The 17059-nt window shown below is 69.1% G+C and carries 15 protein-coding genes; 10 read left to right on the top strand and 5 right to left on the bottom strand.

Annotated features, from left to right (window positions below):
* Positions 1-20 precede the first annotated feature (20 nt).
* From ACZ60M_RS13925 to ACZ60M_RS13915, 3 genes are all read right to left on the bottom strand, one after another.
* The gene (locus ACZ60M_RS13925) at positions 21-842 is read right to left on the bottom strand and encodes a PfkB family carbohydrate kinase (protein ID WP_465418001.1); all 822 of its coding nucleotides are present in this window, start codon (positions 840-842) and stop codon (positions 21-23) included.
* A 155-nt stretch (positions 843-997) separates the two neighbouring features.
* Entirely contained in the window at positions 998-1369 is a 372-nt protein-coding gene (erpA, locus tag ACZ60M_RS13920) for an iron-sulfur cluster insertion protein ErpA (protein ID WP_465418000.1), read from the bottom strand.
* Positions 1370-1551: 182 nt separating this feature from the next.
* A complete protein-coding gene (locus ACZ60M_RS13915) occupies positions 1552-2655 on the bottom strand; it encodes a glycerate kinase family protein (protein ID WP_465417998.1) in 1104 nt (367 codons plus the stop codon).
* A gap of 138 nt (positions 2656-2793) precedes the next feature.
* Here ACZ60M_RS13915 and nadA point away from each other — a divergent pair, with 138 nt between their 5' ends.
* The 5 genes from nadA to ACZ60M_RS13890 all read left to right on the top strand — a co-directional run bounded on the left by nadA (position 2794) and on the right by ACZ60M_RS13890 (position 8662).
* Entirely contained in the window at positions 2794-3960 is a 1167-nt protein-coding gene (gene nadA, locus ACZ60M_RS13910) for a quinolinate synthase NadA (protein WP_465417996.1), read from the top strand.
* 276 nt (positions 3961-4236) lie between these two features.
* Complete coding sequence (murA, locus tag ACZ60M_RS13905; protein ID WP_465417994.1) at positions 4237-5610, top strand: UDP-N-acetylglucosamine 1-carboxyvinyltransferase; 1374 nt, start codon at positions 4237-4239, stop codon at positions 5608-5610.
* 80 nt (positions 5611-5690) lie between these two features.
* The gene (locus tag ACZ60M_RS13900) at positions 5691-6347 is read left to right on the top strand and encodes a DUF3043 domain-containing protein (RefSeq protein ID WP_465417992.1); all 657 of its coding nucleotides are present in this window, start codon (positions 5691-5693) and stop codon (positions 6345-6347) included.
* 165 nt (positions 6348-6512) lie between these two features.
* Positions 6513-7592, top strand: a complete 1080-nt coding sequence (locus ACZ60M_RS13895; protein WP_465417991.1) for a WG repeat-containing protein — start codon at positions 6513-6515, stop codon at positions 7590-7592.
* Positions 7593-7666: 74 nt separating this feature from the next.
* Positions 7667-8662, top strand: a complete 996-nt coding sequence (locus ACZ60M_RS13890) for an aldo/keto reductase family protein (RefSeq protein ID WP_465417989.1) — start codon at positions 7667-7669, stop codon at positions 8660-8662.
* 4 nt (positions 8663-8666) lie between these two features.
* On the opposite strand, the gene miaA is transcribed toward ACZ60M_RS13890, so the two are convergent.
* On the bottom strand, positions 8667-9608 hold the full coding sequence (miaA, locus tag ACZ60M_RS13885; protein WP_465417988.1) for a tRNA (adenosine(37)-N6)-dimethylallyltransferase MiaA: 942 nt from the start codon (positions 9606-9608) through the stop codon (positions 8667-8669).
* 117 nt (positions 9609-9725) lie between these two features.
* Between miaA and ACZ60M_RS13880 the strand changes: the two genes are divergently transcribed.
* From ACZ60M_RS13880 to ACZ60M_RS13860, 5 genes are all read left to right on the top strand, one after another.
* Complete coding sequence (locus ACZ60M_RS13880; protein ID WP_465417986.1) at positions 9726-10943, top strand: DUF349 domain-containing protein; 1218 nt, start codon at positions 9726-9728, stop codon at positions 10941-10943.
* A gap of 170 nt (positions 10944-11113) precedes the next feature.
* Complete coding sequence (locus ACZ60M_RS13875) at positions 11114-11872, top strand: tyrosine-protein phosphatase (RefSeq protein WP_465417984.1); 759 nt, start codon at positions 11114-11116, stop codon at positions 11870-11872.
* A gap of 226 nt (positions 11873-12098) precedes the next feature.
* Positions 12099-13766: an ABC transporter ATP-binding protein gene (locus ACZ60M_RS13870; RefSeq protein WP_465418062.1), complete on the top strand. Its 1668-nt coding sequence runs from the start codon at positions 12099-12101 to the stop codon at positions 13764-13766.
* On the top strand, positions 13763-15622 hold the full coding sequence (locus ACZ60M_RS13865; RefSeq protein WP_465417982.1) for an ABC transporter ATP-binding protein: 1860 nt from the start codon (positions 13763-13765) through the stop codon (positions 15620-15622). Before ACZ60M_RS13870 ends, ACZ60M_RS13865 begins: the two co-directional genes overlap by 4 nt.
* A 197-nt stretch (positions 15623-15819) precedes the next feature.
* Entirely contained in the window at positions 15820-16752 is a 933-nt protein-coding gene (locus ACZ60M_RS13860) for a LysR family transcriptional regulator (protein WP_465417980.1), read from the top strand.
* Here the strand turns inward: ACZ60M_RS13860 and ACZ60M_RS13855 are convergent.
* A complete protein-coding gene (locus tag ACZ60M_RS13855; RefSeq protein WP_465417978.1) occupies positions 16731-17057 on the bottom strand; it encodes a hypothetical protein in 327 nt (108 codons plus the stop codon). The genes ACZ60M_RS13860 and ACZ60M_RS13855 overlap by 22 nt on opposite strands.
* Positions 17058-17059 lie beyond the last annotated feature (2 nt).

Genomic DNA, 17059 nt, shown 5'->3' with positions numbered 1-17059 from the left:
AAGAGTGCGTTGTGAAATCGTTACGCAGCAGACGGTTCGCAGAGACTTTGGCGCGCAAGTATTTCGGCTGTGTTGCGCACAGAATCGCAATTATCAAGACACAGGTTTTGATAACGGGGCAAGGCGGTCCCCGCTGATAACTCCGGCAATAGGTACGCGGAGGCCTCGGCCGCGGCGGCCGGTCCGTAGGACTGCTCCAGCCGGTGCACGAACTCGACCGGGTTGACCGCATAGCCTTGCGGACCAACGGATTCGAGGGCCAGCGCGGTCATCTGCGAGCCGACCTCGGCGGACCGGCGCAGGCTCATCCCCCACCCGAGACCGGCGAGGAGCCCTGCGGTGAAGGCGTCCCCCGCGCCCGCGGGGTCGATCGTGTCGCTGGAGCGCGCGAAAGGCACGCGGATGCGGTCCATGTCGTGGCCCGCGATCTCGACGCCGTCCTGGTCGAGCGTGGTGACGCGGACGCGCACCTTCTCGAGGATCTGGTCGTCGCTCAGGCCGGTGGTGGCCTGGAGGAACTGGTACCGCTCCTGGCTCGTCACAAGGAATTTGGCGCCGGTCAGGAACTCGACGGCTTCCTCCCCTTCGAGTTCGCCGGGGTCGGCGCTGAACTCGAGGCCGAGGTCGCGGCACTGGTCGGCGTAGGCGTGCATCGCCTTGGCCTCGCCCGGTCCGATGTGGACGAGGCGGAGGGTGCCGCCGCGCTCCATGACCTCGATGAGGTCGAGCTCTTCGCCGTCGACCACGACGGGCGCCTGGCCGAGCCGGGTCATGCCGTGGCCGACCGTTTCGGCGGTCGAGCCGGTGACGGCGGTCTTCATGCCTTGCACTGCAAGTGCCACTGCGATTGTCCTCGTTCAGTCGGGGACGTGAATGAAAGCGCTAGAAGCGCTACGTGATCGGGCGGTGGGGCCCGTGGTGGGAGCAGACAGCCTAGCGCACGGCTCAGCCCGGCCGATCCGGAGATCGACCGGGCTGGCTGTCCGAATCGATGCTCCTAGTGGAAGGAGTCGCCGCAGGCGCAGGAGCCCTGGGCGTTCGGGTTGTCGATGGTGAAGCCCTGGGCGTCGATGCGGTCGGCGAAGTCGATGCTGGCGCCGATGAGGTAGGGGATGCTCATCTTGTCGACCACGACGCCGAAGCCCTCGTAGTCCTGGACGGTGTCGCCGTCGCGCACGTCGGTGTCGAAGTAGAGGCCGTAGCGCAGACCGGAGCAGCCGCCGGGGCTGACTTCGACGCGCAGTCGCAGGCCTTCCTCGCCCTCCTGCTCGATCAGGGCTTTGACCTTGGTGGCGGCAGCCTCGGTGAGCACGACGCCGACCTTGGTGGCGTTGTCCTTGACGTCTTCGGCCTGCTGAGCGGTGCTCACTGGCAACTCCCTCGTGTGTGTGCGAGATCCACGTCGAACGGGTCTCTTCGACAGGTCAACAGTACCCAACAGGCGCGGACCCGTCGCTATTCCCGTAGCGCAGTGAAGGGAATCTGCAACACAGTCCGGAGGTCACATCCCCGTAGGTGTGACGTGTCCTGCCGACCAGTCCTCGACCGTACCTACTCCTGCCATTCATTCGCCACTTTCTCGGCGAGTGACGTGAGGCCCTGTACGGGTTCGCGCATGGCGGCCTCGGGGCTGCCGACGAGGTCGACGACCGAGTGGACTCCGGCGAGGTCGGGGTGCGAGTCGAGGTCGGAGCGGCCGGCGAGGACGAGGCAGGGCCTGCCGTGGGCGGCCGCGCCGGAGGCGACCTCGGCGGCGAGCTTGCCGCGCAGGCTCTGGGCGTCGAAGGAGCCTTCGCCGGTGATGACGAGGTCGGCTTCGGCGATTTTGGCGTCGAGGCCGACGGCGTCGCAGGTGAGGCGGGCGCCGGACTCGCGGTGGCCGCCGAGGAGGAAGAACGCGAAGCCGAGGCCTCCGGCGGCTCCGGCGCCGGGCAGTTCGGAGGCGCCGACCGGGCCGAGCTTGCGTTCGGCGAGTTCGGCGAAGGCGGAGAGGGACATCTCCAGGAACGGCAGGGCGCTGCCGCTCGCGCCCTTCTGCGGGCCGAACATGTAGGTCGCGCCGTGGGGGCCCAGGAGCGGGGAGTCGACGTCGGTGGCGGCGATGAACTCGACACCGCGGGTGCGGGCGTGGCCTTCGATGTCGGCGCAGGCCGAGAGGACGCCGCCGCCGTAAGGGAGTGCGGCGCCGGTGGAGTCGAGGAGGGTGAGGCCGAGGGCGGTGAGCATCCCGGCTCCGGCGTCGTTGGTGGCCGAGCCGCCGAGGCCGACGACGACGCGGCGGGCGCCGGTCTCGATGGCGTCGGCGACGATGAGGCCGAGGCCGTAGGTGGTGGTGCGGCGCGGGTCGCGTTCGGCGGCTTCGAGGAGGTGGAGGCCGCACGCGGCGGCGGACTCGATGTAGGCGGTCTCACCGTCGCGCAGGTAGTCGGCCTTGACGGGGCGGCCGAGGGGGTCGCAGGTCTCGACGGTGCGGCGGACCGCGCCGGGGAGGGCGTGGGCGAGGACGTCGACGAACCCGGGGCCGCCGTCGGCGAGCGGCAGGGTGACCGTGGCGTCGCCGGGCCGGGCGCGGCGCCAGCCCGCGGCGACGGCGTCGGCGGCTTCGGCGGCGCTCATGGTGCCGGCGAACTTGTCGGGAGCTATGAGGATGCGCACACCAAGAGCGTAGTGGATGCCCGGACGCTGGGTGTAACCGCTTTCCAGCTATGGGCCGGGCCCACCCTGTGGACGGCTTGTCCGGATAGCGGATTCAGGCGCCCCGTACAGGCGTCGAGAAGGTTTAACATTGCCGCCATGACGGGCTTCAACGAACCTGCTTCCACTCAGACCGCGCTCCTGCTCCTCGGACGCGGCACCGACTCCGGCTCCGAGCGCGGCGTCGACTGCCCCGGTGAGCTGCCCGCGCCCTCCGACCCCGACCTGGTCGAGCGCGCCCGCGCCGCCAAGGAGACCCTGGGCGGCAACGTCTTCATCCTGGGCCACCACTACCAGCGCGACGAGGTGATCCAGTTCGCCGACGTCACCGGCGACTCGTTCAAGCTCGCCCAGCAGGCCGCCGCGCGGCCCGACGCCGAGTACATCCTGTTCTGCGGCGTGCACTTCATGGCCGAGAGCGCCGACATCCTCACCGGCGACCACCAGCAGGTCATCCTGCCGGACCTGGCCGCCGGGTGTTCCATGGCGGACATGGCGACCGCGTCCCAGGTCGAGCAGTGCTGGGAGGACCTCAAGCGCGTCGGCATCGCCGAGACCACGGTGCCTGTGACGTACATGAACTCCACGGCCGCGATCAAGGGCTTCGTCGGCCGCGAGGGCGGCATCGTGTGCACCTCCTCGAACGCCGAGCGGGCGCTGCGGTGGGCCTACGAGCAGGGCGAGAAGGTCCTGTTCCTGCCCGACCAGCACCTCGGGCGCAACACGATGGTCCGCGAGATGGGCTACTCGCTCGACGACTGCGTGCTCTACAACCCGCACAAGCCGAACGGCGGCCTGACGGACGAAGAGCTGCGGAACGCCAAGATCATCCTGTGGAAGGGCCACTGCTCGGTCCACGGGCGCTTCACCCTCGAATGCGTCGAGGAGATGCGCCGCCTCGACCCCGAGGTCAACATCCTGGTGCACCCCGAGTGCAAGCACGAGGTCGTCGAGGCCGCCGACTACGTGGGCTCGACCGAGTACATCATCAAGGCGCTCGAAGCGGCCCCGGCCGGTTCCTCGTGGGCTATCGGTACCGAGCTGAACCTGGTGCGGCGCTTGGCGAACCAGTTCCCGGACAAGAAGATCTCGTTCCTGGACAAGACGGTCTGCTACTGCTCGACGATGAACCGCATCGACCTGCCGCACCTGGTGTGGGCCTTGGAAGAGCTGGTCGCCGGGCGCGTGCCGAACACGATCACCGTGGACGCCGCGACCGCCGAGTACGCGCGCGAGGCGCTCGACCGGATGCTCGCACTGCCGTAGCCAACACCGACTGAACGTGCAACCAACGGCGCGGGTCGCAGCGTGTCCCTGAAGTGGGCACCGCGGCCCGCGCCGCCACGTTTTGAACGGCAAGTTCGTTGCCCGGTTTCTGGTGCGCATGATCACCGTGGGTTATGGCGCTACCTGGGCGTTTTTCCCGTGGCCGTTCCGTTATCGTTGGTCCGCCGAGCGAAATCGAGGCGTACGCCGAACTACGATTCGCTCCACTTACGTTCCCGGCTTCAGTCCCAGAACTCCACCCACCGAGGAGACCTCTTGAGCAGCACCGACGCCACCCCTTCCGAAACTGAACGTTCAGAAGACGTGCTGATCATCCACGGCGGCACCCCCCTCGAAGGCGAGGTCCTGGTCCGCGGTGCGAAGAACCTCGTCTCGAAGGCGATGGTCGCCGCCCTCCTGGGCACGTCCCCCTCGGTGTTGCGCTCGGTGCCCGCGATCCGCGACGTCGAAGTCGTCACGGGCCTGCTCCGCGTCCACGGCGTCGACGTCGAACTCGACGGCGACACGCTCTACATGGACCCCACCTCGGTCGAGTCCGCCGGCGTCGAGGAGATCAACGTCCACGCCGGGACCAGCCGCATCCCGATCCTCCTGTGCGGTCCCCTCCTGCACCGCCTCGGCCGCGCCTTCATCCCCGACCTCGGCGGGTGCAACATCGGCGGCCGCCCCATCGACTTCCACCTCGACGCGCTCCGCAAGTTCGGCGCGGTCGTCGAGAAGAGCGCCGACGGCACGCACCTGTCGGCCCCCAACGGCCTCCACGGCATCCGCTACGAGCTCGAGTACCCGTCGGTCGGCGCGACCGAGCAGGTCCTGCTCACCGCCGTGATGGCCAAGGGCACCACCGAACTCCGCAACGCCGCGATCGAGCCCGAGATCATCGACCTCATCTGCATCCTGCAGAAGATGGGCGCGATCATCAAGGTGCACACCAACCGCGTGATCGAGATCGTCGGCGTCGACGAGCTCAAGGGCTACTCGCACCGGGCCCTGCCCGACCGCATCGAGGCCGCATCGTGGGCCTCGGCGGCGCTCGCCACCCAGGGCAGCGTGTACGTGCGCGGCGCGCAGCAGGCCGACATGATGACGTTCCTCAACGTGTTCCGCTCCATCGGCGGCGCGTACGAGGTGAACGACGACCCGAACGAGGGCGGCATCCGCTTCTGGCACCCGGGCACCCCGCTCAAGCCGGTCGCGCTCGAGACCGACGTGCACCCCGGGCTCATGACCGACTGGCAGCAGCCCATCGTCGTCGCGCTCACCCAGGCCGACGGCCTGTCGATCATGCACGAGACCGTGTACGAGAACCGCTTCGGCTACACCTCCGAGCTGCGCCGCATGGGCGCCAACATCGAGCTGTACTCCGACTGCCTGGGCGGCACGCCGTGCCGCTGGGGCCGCCGCAACTTCCTGCACTCGGCCGTCATCGCCGGGCCCACGAAGCTGCACGCCGCCGACGTCCAGATCCCCGACCTGCGCGCCGGGTTCAGCCACCTCATCGCCGCTATGGCCGCCGAGGGCACCTCGCGCGTCTACGGCGTCGACCGCTACATCACGCGCGGCTACGAGAACTTCGAGTCGAAGCTCCTCGGGCTCGGCGCGAAGATCGAGCGGCCCACCAGCAGGTAGCTGAGCCGGAGCTGCCCGAAATGGCGTAGGTATGCTTGGAGGGCAGCATCCCGCAGCGAGTCGAGGAAGGCCTTAAGTCCGTGGCGAAGAAGTCCGTGCAGGCGGAGACACCTGCTCCCGAGGAGACCCAGACGGCTTCCGCCACCGACAAGAAGGGGAAGGCCACTCCCAAGCGGCCCAACCAGTCCAAGGCGCGCCCCCCGGTCAACCCGCCCATGACCGCGAAGGAGAAGCGGGAGGCCCAGAAGAAGGCCGGCCCGCTCACCAAGGAGCAGAAGAAGCAGGCGCGCGAAGACCTCCGCAACGAGCGCTCCCGCATCGCCGAAGGCCAGTGGAAGGGCGACCCGCTCTTCGACAAGTACCACCTGCCGCGCGACCGCGGGGCCGAGCGCCTGCTCGTGCGCGACATCGTCGACTCCCGCTGGTCCTTCGGCCAGTACTACATGTTCGGCGCGTTCGGCATCCTGATCCTCTCGACCTCCGGCTCCGTGCAGCTCCAGAGCTACCTGTTCATCGCGCTCATCGCGCTGACGGCCGTCATCGTGCTCGAATCGGTGTTCCTGGCGCGCCGCGTCAACCGGATCGTGTTCAAGCGCTACCCGAAGACCGAGCAGCGCAAGGGCGGCCTGTACTGGTACGCGATCCAGCGGAGCATCATGCCCCGCTCGATGCGCAACCCGCGCCCGCGCATGAGCTACAAGGCCAAAGAAGACGACCTCGGCAAGGTCGTCAAGTAGGCGAGACGGGTCCGGCTCCGCAAATTGACGACTCGCAAGCTTCGTCGAAGGACTTGTCCGCTTTTACTCCGGTCCGGCCCGGGATCGTTCTGCCGTCGTCCCCGGGTCGTCCATGGCTTACCCTCGAATTGTCGTAGCCCTCCCTGACCCCGGAAAGTAGTCAACGTGGTGGATGTCGCGGCCGACTTGCGGGCGGGGCTGTTCCGCGCCCTCGGCCCGCTCGATCGCGCCACCATGCGGCACGCGATCGCCGACACCGTCGCCCTCCAGCAGATCCGCGAAGAGGCCACGGTCAGGCTCGCCCGCGCCGCAGCCGAGGCCGACCAGTCCCGGCTGCTCGGCGTGCGTGCGGTGATCCTCCGCGTCCTCGGCGACTTCGACGGCGCCGAAGTCGACGCGGCTGCGGCCGTCAAGTACGCCGAAGCGGTCGGCGCCGACCTGCTCCTGGCCCCCGCGCGGGCCCGCCTCGCGCAGGTGCTGCGCGTGCGCGGCCGCCACGAAGAGGCCGACCAGCTGTTCGCGCTCGCCGAAGCCGGAGAGCTCCCCCGGACCCTCACCGGCGCCGTGCGCGCCTACGCGGGCCTCTCGTGCATCGCGCAGGGCCGCATCACCGAATCGCTCATCCACGTGCAGCGCGCCTCCGAGCAGAACCCGCACGGGTTCGTCATGCAGATCGTCGAGACCGCGCTCTCGCTCATCGAGGAGCACGCCGCGAAGAACGGGTTCGGGCCGCCGCCGCGCGGCTGGCCCGAAAGGGCCGGGCACCCCGCGCCCGACCGGTTCCAGGACCCGCAGACCGGCCGGTTCGGGTACCTCGGCGCCGACCAGAGGCCCGTCGTGCAGGCCGCGTTCAGCCAGGCCGGGGACTTCCGCGGCGGCGTCGCGGCCGTGTGCCAGGCCGACTGGGGCGCGATCGACCGCACCGGCACCGTCGTCGTCCCGATGCTCTACAACTCGATGGAGACGCCGACGGCCGACGGGCGGACCGTGACCGGGTTCGTCAACGGCGTCGCCGTCGCCTCCCAGCGCGGGCGCGTGCTCGTCGTGCACAAGACCGGGCGCGTGGTCGTGCCCCCGAGGTACCAGCGCGTCGAGGTCCACCCCTCCGGGTTCCTCGCCACCGACGGGTACTCGTGGGGTGCACTCGGCTTGGACGGCAACGAGATCGTGCCGCTGCGCGCCGACCGGGCCGAAGCGCTGCGCACCCTCGACGCGGCCGTCTCCATCGACGACGGGCCGCTCTAGGCTCACGGCCTGTTCACCTGGCCTGTGATCTTGGAGTCTTGGACGCTAGCCGTGCGGCAGGTAATCTCTTGGGCATGGAGTTTCGTCATCTCGGCCGCTCAGGCCTCGTTATTTCCGAACTGGTCTACGGCAACTGGATCACCCACGGCGGGCAGGTGGAAGAGGACGCCGCCGTCGCGTGCGTGAACGCCGCCCTCGAAGCGGGCATCACCACCTTCGACACCGCCGACGTCTACGCGCAGGGCGCCGCTGAAGAGGTCCTGGGCCGCGCGCTCAAGGGCCAGCGCCGCGACGGGCTCGAGATCTTCACCAAGGTCTACTGGCCGATGGGCGAGGGCAAGAACGACCGCGGGCTCTCCGCCAAGCACATCAAGGAGTCCATCAACAACTCCCTCCAGCGTCTGCAGACCGACCGCGTCGAGCTGTACCAGGCCCACCGCTGGGACGTCGAGACGCCGCTGGAAGAGACCATGCAGGCGTTCGCGGACGTCGTGCACTCCGGCAAGGCCCACTACATCGGCGTCTCCGAGTGGAACGCCGAGCAGATCCGCGCGGGCGCCGCGCTCGCCAAGGAGCTGAAGATCCAGCTCGTGTCGAGCCAGCCGCAGTACTCCGCGCTGTGGCGGGTCATCGAGGCCGAGGTCATCCCGGCCTCGGAGGAGCTGGGCATCGGGCAGATCGTCTGGTCGCCGCTGGCGCAGGGCATCCTCACCGGCAAGTACAAGCCGGGCCAGGCCGCCCCCGCCGGTTCGCGCGGCGCGGACCCGAAGTTCGGCCGCTTCGTCGAGCAGTGGCTCAACGACGACGTGCTCGAGCGGGTCCAGCAGCTCGGCCCGATCGCCGAGGAGCAGGGCCTCACCATCGCGCAGCTGAGCCTCGCGTGGGTCCTGCAGAACACGAACGTGTCTGCGGCGATCATCGGCGCGACCCGGCCCGAGCAGGTCCAGGAGAACGTCAAGGCCGTCGGCGTGAAGCTCGACGACGAGGTCATGGAGAAGATCAACAAGCTCCTGGAGCCGGTCTCGGTGACCGACCCCAAGGAGACGAAGGCGCCGAACCCGCGCGCCTAAGTGCTCAGCCCGTGCTCGCGATCTTCGCGAGCACGGTCTGCAGGAGTTCCGGAGCGGCCGCATCGAACCATTCGATGCGGCCGTCCCGTTTGAACCAGGAGCGCTGGCGGCGCACGAAGCGGCGCGTGCCCTGGGCGGTGAGGCGGAAGGCCTCGGCCTCGTCGTACTCGCCGGAGAAGTGGGCCAGGACCTGCTGGTAGCCGAGGGCGCGGGACGCGGTGCGGCCCTCGCGTAGGCCCTGCTTCTCGAGGTCGCGGACCTCGTCGAGGAGCCCGGCGTCCCACATCGTCTGGACGCGGCGCTCGATGCGTTCGTCGAGGACGGCGGTGTCGAGGTCGACGCCGATGCGGACCGCTTCGAGGTGGGCCTTCGGCTCGGGCAGGCTCGCGGTGAAGGAGCCGGTGAGCTCCACGACTTCGAGGGCGCGCACGACGCGGCGGCCGTTCGAAGGCAGGATCGCGGCAGCGGCGGCGGCGTCGAGGGACTTCAGGCGCTCCCAGAGCGCGGCGGAGCCCTCGGCTTCGAGTTCGGCTTCGAGGCGGGCGCGGATCACGGGGTCGGTGCCGGGGAAGTCCATCTCGTCGAGCGCGGCCTGCACGTACAGGCCGGAGCCGCCGACGAGGACCGGGCGCTTCCCGCGGGCGCGGATATCGCTGATGGCTTCGCGGGCGAGACGCTGGTAACTGGCCACATCGGCCGGTTCGGTGACGTCGAGGACATCGAAGACATGATGCGGCACACCGCGCTTCTCGGCCTCGGTGATCTTCGCCGTCCCGATGTCCATGCCCCGGTAGAGCTGCATCGAGTCGGCGTTCACGACCTCGCCGTCCAGGGCCTCGGCAAGCGCGACCGACAGGGCGGTCTTCCCCGCTGCGGTGGGGCCTACGACGGCGATCACCGGCGGCTGTAGGGTGGGGAGGCTGCCAGCGTGCGATGCAGAGCCCAACGATGAGACCCCTTCGGTTCATGTGTCGGCACCACCCGGCTGGCGGCGACCCGTCAACCACCGTAAGGTACGGGAAGTACGTCCCTAAGTTCGTGTGAAGGATTTGAGATTACCGCGATGAGTGACCTCGGAGACTGGACCAGCTTCGGCCGCGTTGACGCCGACGGCACGGTCTATGTGAAAACCTCCTCCGGCGAGCGCGCGGTCGGCTCGTGGCAGGCCGGCTCCACCGAGGAGGGCCTCGCGCACTTCGCGCGCAAGTACGCCGACCTCGTTGTCGAAGTCGATCTCATCGCCGCCCGCTTGAACTCGGAGTCCGCCGACGTCGAGCAGGCCGCCTCGCAGCTGCGCAAGCTCCGCGAAGGCCTCGACACCGCGGCCGTGGTCGGCGATGTCGACGGCCTCGCCGCGCGCCTCGACGGCCTGGCGAAGCACGCCGACGACAAGCTCGGCGAGTTCAAGGCCGCCAAGGACGCCGAGCGCGCCGAAGCCGTCGCCGCCAAGGAGGCCCTCGTGGCCGAGGCGGAGGAGCTCGCGGCGAAGGACAGCCACTGGAAGGCCTCGGGCGCCCGCTTCTCGGAGATCATCGAGGAGTGGAAGGCGATCCACGGGGTCGACCGCAAGACCGACCAGAAGCTGTGGCGCCGGTTCTCTTCGGCCCGCGACACGTTCACGCGCCACCGCGGCGCGTACTTCTCGCAGCTCGACGCCGAGCGCAAGGTGATCGGGTCGACCAAGGAAGAGCTGATCGCCCGCGCCGAGGCGCTGTCGACCTCGACCGACTGGGGACCGACCGCCGACGCGCTCAAGGGCCTCATGGCCGAGTGGAAGGACGCCGGGCGACTGGCTCCCGACGCCGAGCAGAAGGCCTGGAAGCGGTTCCGTGCCGCGCAGGACGTGTTCTTCAACGCCCGCTCGGAGGTGTTCTCGGCCCGCGACGCGGAGCTGGACGCCAACCAGGCCGCGAAGGAAGAGCTGCTGAAGCAGGCCGAGGCGCTGGACATCGAGGCCGACCCGAAGGCCGCGCAGAACGCGTTCCGCGACCTGCAGGCCGGGTGGCACGACATCGGCGCCGTCCCGCGCAAGAACCAGCAGAAGCTGCAGCGGCGCCTGCGCAACGTCGAGGACAAGCTCCGCGACGCGCTGGACACCGCTTGGCGCAAGGTCCCGGTCGAGAAGAACCCGCTGCTGCTCCAGATGCGCCAGCAGGTCGCCGAGGCCGAGGAGAAGCTCGAGCGCGCCAAGGCCGACGGGAATGCGGGCCGCATCAAGAAGGCGGAAGCGGACCTGGCGAGCAAGAAGCAGTTCCTGCAGCTTGCGGAAGGCTCTAAGTAAGCGAAACCTGCCGTTGTCTCCAGGTTCGCGGAAACGCATGAGCGCGTTCGCGGACCGGTCGGGATAATGGGACAGGGCTACAACGGCGTGGACCGATCCGGTTCACGCCGTTCGCTTTGCCCCAAGGCCGTTCCCCGCCGCGCACCCCGTCGAAAGGAAGGCAGACGCCCATGACCCTTGAGAACGATCCGCTGGAGACGCTTCCCCCGCAGTTCATCCCCACCGAGAACGTGTTCAACCTCCGCGACGTGGGCGGCTGGAACGCCCTGGGCGGCAAGAAGGTCCGGACCGGTCAGGTCTACCGCTCCGACAACTTCGGCAACGCGACCGAGGCCGATATCGACCAGGTCGTCAACCACCTCGGTATCAAGCACGTCATCGACCTGCGCCGGGCCGCGGAATGGGACGAGTCCGCGAAGTTCCCCGACATCGACGGCGTCGATTTCCACCACCACGAGATGCTCCACATCAGGTGGGAGGACATCGGCCTCCACTCCTCGAACTTCACGGAGGAGGCCGAGCTCGTCGAGTTCCTGCGGCACCGCTACACCGGGATGATGGAGTCCGGGTACCTGTCCGTGCGCGACACGCTCGACGTGATCGCGAGCGGCGAGCCGGTCGTCTTCCACTGCATGGCCGGGAAGGACCGGACCGGGATCATCGCGGCCGTGCTCCTGTCGATCCTCGGGGTCGACGACGAGGACATCGCCGCCGACTACGAGCTGACGCGGTTCGGTTCGGCGCGGTGGCGTGCGTGGCGCGACGAGCGTTACGGCAAGCCGGAGGTCGAAGGCGGCCTGGACGTCCCGGCCGAGGCCATGCGCCAGACCATCAAGGAGATCAACGCCCGCTTCGGCTCCATGGAGCGGTACGCCGAGTCGACGGGTTTCAAGGACGCGGACACCCTGCGCGACCTGCTGCTCCAGTAGTCGCTGAGTCTCGCACCGGCCGACCGCTAGCCGGTCGGCCGGTGAAAATCGATTGCCGAGTGTCGGACCCTGCTCGTACCGTGATCCGGTGGGCTCAGAGCGGTTGAAAACTCCAGAACTGTCCGAAACAGACGATCTGCAGCCACGGCGTTCGGCACTGACGAACCTGTGGCGCATCAAGAAGTACCTGTACCCCTACCGGTTCCGGCTGGCGCTGCTGTGGACGATGGTCCTCCTGAACATCGCCTCCGGCCTGGCCATTCCCCCGCTGGTCGGCAGGGCCATCGACGGCCCGATCGCCGACAGGGACATGCGGGGCCTGTGGATCATCATCGGGTTCATCGCCCTCCTCGGCGCGGCCGACGCGATCCTCCAGCTCTCCCGGCGCTACATGCAGACCACGACCGCTATGGCGATCGAGGCGGACATGCGGGCGGGCCTCTACGCGCACCTCCAGCGGTTGCACACCGGCTTCCACGACCGCTGGCAGACCGGGCAGCTCCTCGCCCGCGTCACCTCCGACCTGGGCATGATCCGGCGGTTCTTCGCCGGGGGCCTGGTCTTCGCGATCACCTCGATCGGCATGATCGTGATCATCCTCGGCCAGCTGCTGTTCATCGAATGGCGGCTCGCGCTCATCGTCGCGGCCTCGGCCGTGCCGCTGTTCCTCATCGGCCGCAAGTTCTTCAAGGGCTACCTGCCCGCGGCCAGGTCCGAGCAGGACCAGTCGGGCGAGGTCTCCAGCGCCGCCGAGGAGTCGGCGCTCGGCATCCGGGCGATCAAGGCGCTCGGACGCGGGCCGCTCATGGCCGCGCGCTTCGAGAAGGAGGCCGCCGAGCTGCGGGACCGGGGCATCCGCAAGAGCCTCATCGCGTCCCGCTCCTGGTCGGGCTACGACGCGATCGCCACCGCCGCGATCGGCGCGGTCCTCGTCCTCGGGTCGGTCATGGTCGCCGAAGGGCGGTTGAGCGTGGGCGACCTGACCGCGTTCGTCATGCTGCAGCTCGCGCTGCTGTGGCCGATCGAGGCCTCGGGCTGGGTCATGGCCCACGGCAACGAGGCCATGACCGCCGCCGACCGCGTCTACGAGGTCTTCGACACCGAACCGGCCATCAAGGACCGGCCCGGCGCGAAGGCCGTCGACCGCAGCGACGTGCGGGGCGAACTCGTCTTCGAGAACGTGCAGTTCGGGTACGAGGACGACACGCGCGACATCCTGCGCGGCGTCGACCTGCGGATCAAGCCCGGCGAGACCGTCGCGATCGCGGGCAAGACCGGCTCGGGGAAGTCGACCCTCGTGTCACTCCCTTCCCGCTTGAACGACCCGACTGGCGGCCGCATCCTCTTGGACGGCACCGACATCCGGGACCTGCAGCTCGCGAACCTGCGCTCGGTCGTGACGACCGCGTTCGAGGAGGCGACGCTGTTCTCGATGAGCGTGCGCGAGAACCTCGCGCTCGGCCGGCCCGACGCCACCGAAGCGGAACTCCAAGAGGCCCTTCAGGTCGCGCAGGCCGAGTTCGTGCACGACCTGCCGTACGGGCTCGACACCCGCATCGGCGAGCAGGGCCTCTCGCTCTCCGGCGGCCAGCGCCAGCGCCTCGCGCTCGCCCGCGCCGTCGTCGTGCGGCCTGCGGTGCTCGTCCTCGACGACCCGCTGTCGGCGCTCGACGTGCACACCGAAGAGCTGGTGGAACGGGCGCTCGCGCAGGTGCTGCGGGAGACGACCGCGCTCGTCGTCGTGCACCGGCCCTCGACGGTGGCGCTCGCGGACCGCGTTGCGCTGCTGCACGAAGGCCGGATCGCGGCGTTCGGGAAGCACTCGGCGCTGATGGCCCAGAGCCCTGAGTACGTGGACGTGCTCTCGGCTGAGTCTGAGGAGGTGGCGGCATGACCATGACCGACAAGCCGGCCGACAAACACGTGTCGTGGCGCGGCCAGGCGGAGTCGGCCGAGGCCGACCGCACGAGCGCCGAAGTGGACGACGCGGCGTCGATCAAGGAGCTGCGGACGCAGTCGCGCAAGCTCCTCGGTTCGATGATCCGACCGCATAAGAAGGCGGTCTGGTTCCTGTGCGCGATCCTGCTGGTGCAGAACTTCACGAGCATGGCCACGCCGCTGCTGGTCATGTTCGGGATCGACAACGCGATCCCGGCGATCAGCGAGCGCGGCGACTACTCGGTGCTGATCGGCATCGCGGTCGCGTTCGCGGTGGTCTCGGTCGTCAAGTACGTGTGCGTGCGGCTGTACATCGCGCAGTCGGCGAAGGTCGGCAACGCAATGCTGTTCGCGCTGCGCAACAGGGTGTTCCGCAAGTTCCAGGACCTGTCGGTGTCGTTCCACGAGCGGTTCACGTCGGGCCGCGTGACGGCCCGGCAGTCCTCTGACATGGAGGCGATCCGGGAGCTGACCGAGAACGGCGTGGACGACCTGGTGCTCGCCGGGCTGAACGTCGTCACGATCACCGTGGTCATGCTGGTGATCGACACGCGGCTGGCGCTGGTCACGCTCTTGACGTTCCCGTTGATGATCATGCTGGGCCGCTGGTTCAACAAGGTGTCGACGCTGGCGTACCGGCGGGCGCGCGAGACCGTGGCGCTCCTGATCGTCTACTTCGTGGAGTCGATGGGCGGGGTGCGCGCGGTGCAGGCGTACCGGCGCGAGGACCGCGACCGGGAGCTGTTCGCGGGCCTGAACACGGACAACCGGTTCGCACAGGCGAAGGGGCACCAGCAGAACGCGTTCATGTCCGGCGGGATGCGCGGGATCGGGCACCTGGCGACGATCGTGGTGCTCGCGTTCGGCGGCTGGCAGGTCATGCAGGGCAACACCGAGGTCGGTGTGCTGGCGGCGTTCCTGCTGTACATGAAGCGGTTCTTCGACCCGCTGAACGAGCTGGTGCAGTTCTACAACGTGCTGCAGTCGGCGACGTCGGCGCTGGAGAAGATCTCCGGCGTGCTCGACGAGGAAGTGGAAGTGGCCGAACCGGAGTCGCCGCGCCAGATCGCGTCGCCGCGCGGCGAGCTGCGGTTCGACGGCGTGCGGTTCCAGTACCGGGAGGACCAGGTGGTGCTGCCGGGCCTGGACCTGCGCATCCCGGGCGGGCAGACGATGGCGCTCGTGGGGGCGACGGGTGCGGGCAAGACGACGATCGCGAAGCTCGTGAGCCGCTTCTACGACCCGAAGGCGGGCACGGTCTCGCTCGACGGCGTGGACCTGCGGGACCTCTCCGAGCGGGACCTGCGCGCGAACATCGTGATGATCACGCAGGAGAACTTCCTGTTCAACGGCACGATCGCGGAGAACATCGAGCTGGGCAAGCCTGGGGCGAGCCGCGAGCGGATCATCGAGGCCGCCAAGGTCGTCGGCGCGCACGAGTTCATCGACGCGCTGCCGGACGGGTACGACACGCATGTGCGCAAGCGCGGCGGGCGGCTCTCGGCCGGGCAGCGGCAGCTGGTGGTGTTCGCGCGGGCGTTCCTCGCGGACCCGCGCGTGCTGATCCTCGACGAGGCGACCTCGTCGCTCGACATCCCTTCGGAGCGCCTGGTGCAGCGCGCGCTGCGCACGATCCTGGCGGACCGGACGGCGATCATCATTGCGCACCGTCTGTCCACGGTGGAGATCGCCGACCGGGTGCTCGTGCTGGAGCACGGCCGGATCATCGAGGACGGCCACCCCGATGAGCTGATCGACCACGGCGGCGAGTACGCGACGCTGCACCGGCAGTGGGAAGACAGCCTGGTCTAGCGCTTCGGGGGGGGGGGGGGGGGGGGCCCCACCCCCACCCCCCCCCCCCCCCCCAAAACCCCCCCCCCCCCCCCCCCCCCCCCCCCCCCCCCCCCTCGCCTGTACCGGATAGTGAGTGGTGCAAACGTTCGTGAATAATCGGCATTCAGTGAGCGCTCAACGCCCGTTGAGCGAGATTGAACGCCGGGAGCGGAGCCGTGGAGCGACAGGAGATCGAGGCCTTCCTCGCACTGTGCGAGGAGCTGCACTTCGGCCGCACCGCCAAGCGCCTCCGCGTCTCCCCCGCCCGCGTCACCCAGCTCATCCAGAAGGTCGAACGCCTCGTCGGCGCCCCGCTGTTCGAGCGGACGAGCCGGGGCGTGGTCCTCACCGAGCTCGGGCGCCAGTTCCGGCAGGACCTCGGACCCGCCCACGAGGCCGTCCAGGAAGCGGTGCGCCGCGCTGTGGGTTCGGGGCGCGGCATCGGCGGCGAACTGCGCCTCGGCTTCCTCGGGACCGAGAACGGCAGGCACCTGGTGGCCCTCGGCCGCGAGTTCGAGTCGCGGCACGAGGACGCCACGACGAGGCTCCTCCTCGAATCCGAGATCGGCGACCACCTCCGCCCCCTGCGCGAGCACCGGGTGGACCTGATGGCCACGCTCCTGCCGTTCAACGACCCCGAACTCGTGGTCGGACCGGTGATCATGCGTGAACCGCTGCTCATGGCCATGCCCGAACACCACCCGCTCGCCGCACGCGGCCAGGCCCGCATGGAGGATCTGGCCGACCACGAGGTCATCGTCTCCTCAGCGGAGGACGACACCTGGATCGACTTCTTCGTGCCGCTACGGTCGCCCTCGGGGCGGCCGATCAAGCGCAAGTACCTCGTCGACACACTGCAGGCGGGGATGGCCATGATCGTCACCGGTTCGGCGATCGGCCCGATCATCACCCAGTTCGCGAAGTACAACCAGCACCCCGGCATCACGTACCGGCCGCTGATCGACGCCCCGACCGTCGAATCGGCCCTGGTCTGGCCCGCGGCCAAGGAGAACGAGGCCATCCGCGCCTTCGCCCGCATCGCTGAGGAGCGCGGCCCGATCGACCTCGAATGGGACCCGTTCGCGGCTCAGCCGCCCGGCGAGTCCTGAAACGCCCGCTTCGCGAGGGCGCGCTTGAACGAACGGTTGAAGAACCCGCGCATCATGAACGCGAGCAGCGCGCGGGCCACCGGAGGACGCAGCAGGCCCGAGACCGCCCGGCCGAGCCGGACCCCGTTCAGCCGCAACCGCACCCGCGCGACGGCCCGCCGGACCGACATCGCCCGCCGCGCCCGCATCCCGGCCAGGCGGCATCGCATCGCGGTACCGACCGAGAGGCGCGGCGAAGTCCGCTCGCCGTCGACCGGTGCCGGCAGGTAGACGGGGAGGGGTCGTTCGAGATGTTCGATGTCCATTT

The organism is Glycomyces sp. NPDC050141 (assembly GCF_055586545.1).
This window is presented reverse-complemented; position numbering and strand designations above follow the sequence as displayed.

What these genes read in the sequence shown, in the direction of transcription:
- ACZ60M_RS13865 (WP_465417982.1), top strand. Translation starts at nt 13,763, where the DNA reads ATGACCATGACCGACAAGCCGGCCGACAAACACGTGTCGTGGCGCGGC.
- ACZ60M_RS13890 (WP_465417989.1), top strand. Translation starts at nt 7,667, where the DNA reads ATGGAGTTTCGTCATCTCGGCCGCTCAGGCCTCGTTATTTCCGAACTG.
- nadA (WP_465417996.1), top strand. Translation starts at nt 2,794, where the DNA reads ATGACGGGCTTCAACGAACCTGCTTCCACTCAGACCGCGCTCCTGCTC.
- ACZ60M_RS13855 (WP_465417978.1), bottom strand. Translation starts at nt 17,057, where the DNA reads ATGGACATCGAACATCTCGAACGACCCCTCCCCGTCTACCTGCCGGCA.
- ACZ60M_RS13875 (WP_465417984.1), top strand. Translation starts at nt 11,114, where the DNA reads ATGACCCTTGAGAACGATCCGCTGGAGACGCTTCCCCCGCAGTTCATC.
- ACZ60M_RS13880 (WP_465417986.1), top strand. Translation starts at nt 9,726, where the DNA reads ATGAGTGACCTCGGAGACTGGACCAGCTTCGGCCGCGTTGACGCCGAC.
- ACZ60M_RS13870 (WP_465418062.1), top strand. Translation starts at nt 12,099, where the DNA reads ATGGTCCTCCTGAACATCGCCTCCGGCCTGGCCATTCCCCCGCTGGTC.